The organism is Kineococcus arenarius subsp. arenarius (assembly GCF_050871845.1).
Lineage (GTDB): Bacteria > Actinomycetota > Actinomycetes > Actinomycetales > Kineococcaceae > Kineococcus.
The window spans coordinates 1-4,344 of record NZ_JBJLSE010000161.1 but is presented as its reverse complement, the minus strand read 5'-3'; the positions used below and the strand labels follow the sequence as shown (position 1 = coordinate 4,344).

The window sequence follows — 4,344 nt, the reverse complement described above, 5'->3', positions numbered from 1 at the left end:
CGTGCCCCCTCCCCGGGCGGGGAGGGGGCACGACCCCTGCGGTCGTGGGCTCAGGCGGGCGTGCAGCTGGTCCGCGGAGCGGGGACGGTGAGGTCGATCACGCGGTCGGGGGCTCCGCCGGGTCCCTCGCCGGCCTGCTCGGCCAGGTAGGCCACGGTGTCGGGCAGGGCGACGTCGTGGGCGGCGGCCAGGTCGACCAGGCTCTCGAGCTCGCCGCGGTGCGCAGCGGCGAGCTCCTCCTCGCCGGCGGCGGTGGCGGACTCGATGGTGGCGCGCGTCTGCTGGACGCGCTCGGACAACCCCGCCACGAAGGCGGGTGGGGCGCAGCGGGCGGTCTCGCCGTCGGGGACGGACGTCGTCGTCTCGCTGGGACGCGGATCCTGCGCGGACACGGCACCTCCTGGGAGCTCTGGGCGCCCGGCAGCCGCACGGCGCACGTGCGCGGGCGGGCCTGCCGGTCGGCGGGGACGGGCGCACACTACGGGCCGTCGGAGCCCGCTCCAACTCCTCCGGTGTCGCTGTGGACGGCGGGTGCCGCGCCGCGGCGGCGGCGGACTCAGCCGTCCGGCCCCCGCGCGACTGCCCTGAGTGGCCGTCGGCGACGCGCCGTGACCCACCCCGGTTCGTGGTGCGCGCCGCGGTAGGTCATGATGCGTGCTCGCCTCGTAGAGAAGGGCACCGTCGAGCGGATGCCGGGGGCGCGGGCATCATTCGGGGCCGTGCTGCGTTGAGCCGGCCGCAGGACCACAGGAACACGGAGTGAGGCAGGGTCATGGCGACCGATTACGACGCACCGCGCAAGAACGACGACGAGCTCAACGAGGACTCCATCGAGGAGCTGAAGGCCCGCCGCACGGACAAGAGCTCGGGCACCGTCGACGAGGACGAGACGGAGGCCGCGGAGGGGTTCGAGCTGCCCGGCGCGGACCTGTCCAACGAGGAGCTGTCGGTGCGGGTCCTCCCGCGCCAGCAGGACGAGTTCACGTGCACCAGCTGCTTCCTGGTGGTGCACCGCAGCCAGCTGCACGACACCGGTGACGGCCGCGTCGTGTGCAACGACTGCGCCGCCTGAGGGGTGGCGGCCGCCCTCAGCGGCCGCGGGCGATCGCGTCCGCGAGCTGCTGGGGGTGGCGGGTGGAGACCACCCAGTAGGGGGTCGGGTCGGCCGGGTCGTCCAAGTGGACGCGCACGGCCCCCGGCACCCAGGAGCGGATCGCCAGGTGCGCCCGGGCGTCGAGCTGCGGACCCAGCGCGGCACGCCGTTGCGCAGGGGTGATGACCTCGACCTCGCGCACCACCCGCAGCGGCAGCCGGGCCCGGCCCGCGCGCAGCTGCCCGCCGGCGACCTCGACGGTGGAGGACAGGCTCCAGAGCACGGCCACGGCCAGCGCCGCGCCCAGCAGGCCGCCGGCCAGCGCGCCGCGGCCGCCCAGGACCGGCAGGGCGATGAGCGCTCCGCCGGCGACCGCGGGCAGCCACGACAGCCACGTCGTCGCCGCGGGCCACCAGCGCTCGCGCCACACCGCCGTCCCCGGGGCGGCCGGTCCCGCCGGCTCGCCGTCGGCCCGTGCGGGGGTGCGGTGACCGGGGGCGCTGCTCACGTCGTCAGGATCTCACGCACCCGCGCCACCCGGTGCCCGGCGCCGCACGGGGGCGGCCGGTAGGGTCCACGCCCGTGAGCCACGTCGCAGCAGCCGAGCCCGGGACCGCCCTCGAGGTGGCGACGGTGCTGGCCGACCCCGCCGCGCTGCCCACCTACGCGCACCCCGGTGACGCGGGCGCCGACCTGACCACCCGCGTCGACGTCGTCGTCGGCCCGGGCGAGCGGGTGACGGTGCCGACGGGCGTGTCCGTCGCGCTGCCGGAGGGGTACGCCGCCTTCGTCGTGCCGCGCTCGGGCCTGGCGGCGCGCCGGGGCCTGACCACCCTGAACGCCCCCGGCACCGTCGACGCCGGCTACCGCGGGGAGATCCGCGTCACGCTGCACAACACCGACCTGCGCGAGGCCGTGGAGCTGCGCGCCGGCGACCGGGTGGCCCAGCTGGTCGTGCAGCGCGTGGAGCGGGTCCGCTTCGTGCCCGTGCACGAGCTGCCGGCGTCCGCGCGCGGGGAGGGCGGGCACGGCTCGACGGGCGGCTCGCAGGCGCTGACGGGCGCGCACCAGCACACAGACCAGGGCACCACCACCGGGGAGGGACGACTGTGAGCCTGTTCCGCCGCAAGCGTGCGAAGGACACCGAGGGCACGAGCACCGCCGAGGGCACGAGCACCGCCGAGGAGACGAGCACCACCGGGGGGACGAGCACCACCGAGGAGACGAGCCCCGCCGGGGGCGGGGACGCCGGGGCGGGCGCCGTCGAGGTGGGTGGCCCCGGGGACGCCGCCGCGGCCGCTGGACCGGCCGTGGCACCGGACCGCTCCCGCGGCCCCTTCGACTCCTCCGAGGTGCCCGACGAGGACGGCCGCCTGCCGCTGGGCGGGCTGCGGCTGGCCGGGCGGGAGGGCATGGAGCTGCGCTTCGAGGTGGAGGAGGCCAGCCAGCGCGTGATCGCCGTCACCGTGGCCGTGGCCGGCTCCGCCGTGCAGCTGCAGGTCTTCGCCGCGCCCCGCACCGCGGGCGTGTGGGACGAGATCCGCGGCGAGATCGCCGCGGCCGTGGCCGCCCAGGGCGGCACGGTCGAGGAGCGCCCGGGCCCCTTCGGCGCCGAGCTGCTCTCGCGGCTGCCGGTGCGCACCGGCGACGGGCGCACCGCCCACCAGCCGACCCGCTTCGTGGGCGTGGACGGGCCCCGCTGGTTCCTGCGGGCCGTCTTCTCCGGAGCGGCGGCGCACGACGCGCAGGCCGCCCGGCCGCTGGAGGACGTCGTGCGCGACGTCGTCGTGGTGCGCGGCCCCGACGCCATGGCCCCGCGTGAGCTGATCCCCCTGGCGCTGCCCAAGGCCCGCCCCCAGCAGGCCCCGGCCGAGTCCGGGGAGCCGGCCGGTGAGGGCGGCGCGGCGAGCGGCCGCGACGACCTCGACCCGTTCAAGCGCGGCCCCGAGATCACCGAGGTGCGCTGATCCGGTGGCCCGGCGCGCCCTGCCGGGGCCTCCACCCGGGTGGCCGGGGCGGACCGGGTCACCGGGAGCGCCGGAGGGTCCTACGCTGTTCCCCGTGTCGAAGTCGTCGGTGCTGAGCACGCCCCTGTGGCGGCGCGCGCTGCAGCGTTTCACCGCTTCCGAGTCGGACCTGGCGGCCGAGGAGGCGCAGCAGGAGGCCGTGCGCCAGGGTGGGACGCCCTGCCGGGCGATCCCGAACCGCACGCGCGCCTGCGTGTGCGGAACCCTCCGCTCGGTCACCCTGCGCCCCCGTGGCGGGGTGCAGGCCCTGGAGGCCGAGCTGTTCGACGGCACCGGGTCGGTGTCGCTGGTGTGGCTGGGCCGGCGCAGCATCGCCGGTGTCGAGCCCGGCCGGCGCGTCAAGGCGCGCGGCCTGGTCGCCGACGACGACGGCCAGCGGGTCATCTTCAACCCCGGCTACGAGCTGCTGTGCTCCGAGAGCCCGTGACGCCCGGCCCCGACCCCGCCCCCGACGCGGTCCCGGAGACCGTGGAGGAGCTCGTGCGCCGGCGACTGTCGGTGGCCCTGGGCGGGTGGCGGGGGCTGCTGGACTCCGCGGCCCCGGCGCTGGCCTTCCTGGTCGGCTGGATCGCGACCTCCGACGTGCTGGTCTCCGTCGGTGCCTCGGTGGCCGTGCTGCTGGTGGCCCTGGTCGCGCGGATCGCGCGGCGCGAGACCGTCCAGCACGCCGTCGGGGGCATCCTCACCACCGCCGTCGCCGCGTTCATCGCCTCGCGCACGGGCCGCGCGGAGGACGTGTTCCTGCCGGGGATCCTGCTCAACGCCGCCCTCGCGGTCGTCTTCGCCGCCTCCATGGCGGCGCGCTGGCCGGTCGTGGGTTTCCTCGTGGGCGCGGTCACCGAGGACCCCGCGGGCTGGCGCCGCGACCGCGGCGTGGTCGCGCTGTGCCAGAAGCTCACCGGTCTGCTCCTGGCGGGCTACGTGGTGCGCGTGGCGGTGCAGCTCCCGCTGTACCTGGCGGGGGAGACGACCGCGCTGGCGGTGAGCAAGCTGGTGCTGGGCTGGCCCCTGCTGGTGCTGGGGGTGCTCGTCGCCGGCGCGCTGCTCCTGCGCGGGCGCACCCCCCTGCAGCCGGAGGACCGGGCGGTCCCGCGCACCTAGCTGTACTCGGCCATGAGGTTGGTGACACGCCGGGTGGGTGCTTGATCGAAGAAGGCCCCTTGGTGCTGGGTGGAGGTGTCTGACGCCATCCGCCCAACGACCAAGAGGCCTTCATGTCCCACG

The 4,344-nt window shown here is 76.9% G+C and carries 7 protein-coding genes; 5 read left to right on the top strand and 2 right to left on the bottom strand.

Annotated elements, in window-relative coordinates; translation table 11 throughout:
- Window positions 1-50: 50 nt before the first annotated feature.
- Window positions 51-392, bottom strand: coding sequence for a hypothetical protein (locus ACRYM0_RS20410; RefSeq protein WP_432507679.1), 342 nt, complete (start codon window positions 390-392; stop codon window positions 51-53).
- A 380-nt stretch (window positions 393-772) separates the two neighbouring features.
- On the opposite strand from ACRYM0_RS20410, the gene ACRYM0_RS20405 reads away from it, so the two are divergent.
- Window positions 773-1,072, top strand: a complete 300-nt coding sequence (locus tag ACRYM0_RS20405; RefSeq protein WP_432484583.1) for a DUF4193 domain-containing protein — start codon at window positions 773-775, stop codon at window positions 1,070-1,072.
- Between the two features lie 16 nt (window positions 1,073-1,088).
- Here ACRYM0_RS20405 and ACRYM0_RS20400 read toward each other — a convergent pair whose 3' ends face one another.
- On the bottom strand, window positions 1,089-1,601 hold the full coding sequence (locus ACRYM0_RS20400) for a DUF3093 domain-containing protein (RefSeq protein WP_432507678.1): 513 nt from the start codon (window positions 1,599-1,601) through the stop codon (window positions 1,089-1,091).
- Between the two features lie 116 nt (window positions 1,602-1,717).
- On the opposite strand from ACRYM0_RS20400, the gene dut reads away from it, so the two are divergent.
- The 4 genes from dut to ACRYM0_RS20380 all read left to right on the top strand — a co-directional run bounded on the left by dut (window position 1,718) and on the right by ACRYM0_RS20380 (window position 4,221).
- The gene (gene dut / locus ACRYM0_RS20395) at window positions 1,718-2,206 is read left to right on the top strand and encodes a dUTP diphosphatase (RefSeq protein WP_432507680.1); all 489 of its coding nucleotides are present in this window, start codon (window positions 1,718-1,720) and stop codon (window positions 2,204-2,206) included.
- Window positions 2,203-3,060 (top strand): DUF3710 domain-containing protein, encoded by an 858-nt coding sequence (locus tag ACRYM0_RS20390; protein WP_432507677.1) that lies wholly within the window; start codon window positions 2,203-2,205, stop codon window positions 3,058-3,060. The genes dut and ACRYM0_RS20390 overlap by 4 nt, the downstream gene beginning before the upstream one ends.
- Window positions 3,061-3,154: 94 nt before the next feature.
- A complete protein-coding gene (locus tag ACRYM0_RS20385; protein WP_432507676.1) occupies window positions 3,155-3,547 on the top strand; it encodes an OB-fold nucleic acid binding domain-containing protein in 393 nt (130 codons plus the stop codon).
- The gene (locus ACRYM0_RS20380) at window positions 3,529-4,221 is read left to right on the top strand and encodes a DUF3159 domain-containing protein (RefSeq protein WP_432507675.1); all 693 of its coding nucleotides are present in this window, start codon (window positions 3,529-3,531) and stop codon (window positions 4,219-4,221) included. Before ACRYM0_RS20385 ends, ACRYM0_RS20380 begins: the two co-directional genes overlap by 19 nt.
- Window positions 4,222-4,344 lie beyond the last annotated feature (123 nt).

Bases quoted from the DNA above. Each gene is read 5' to 3' on its own strand.
- ACRYM0_RS20405 (WP_432484583.1), top strand. From the start codon at position 773: ATGGCGACCGATTACGACGCACCGCGCAAGAACGACGACGAGCTCAAC.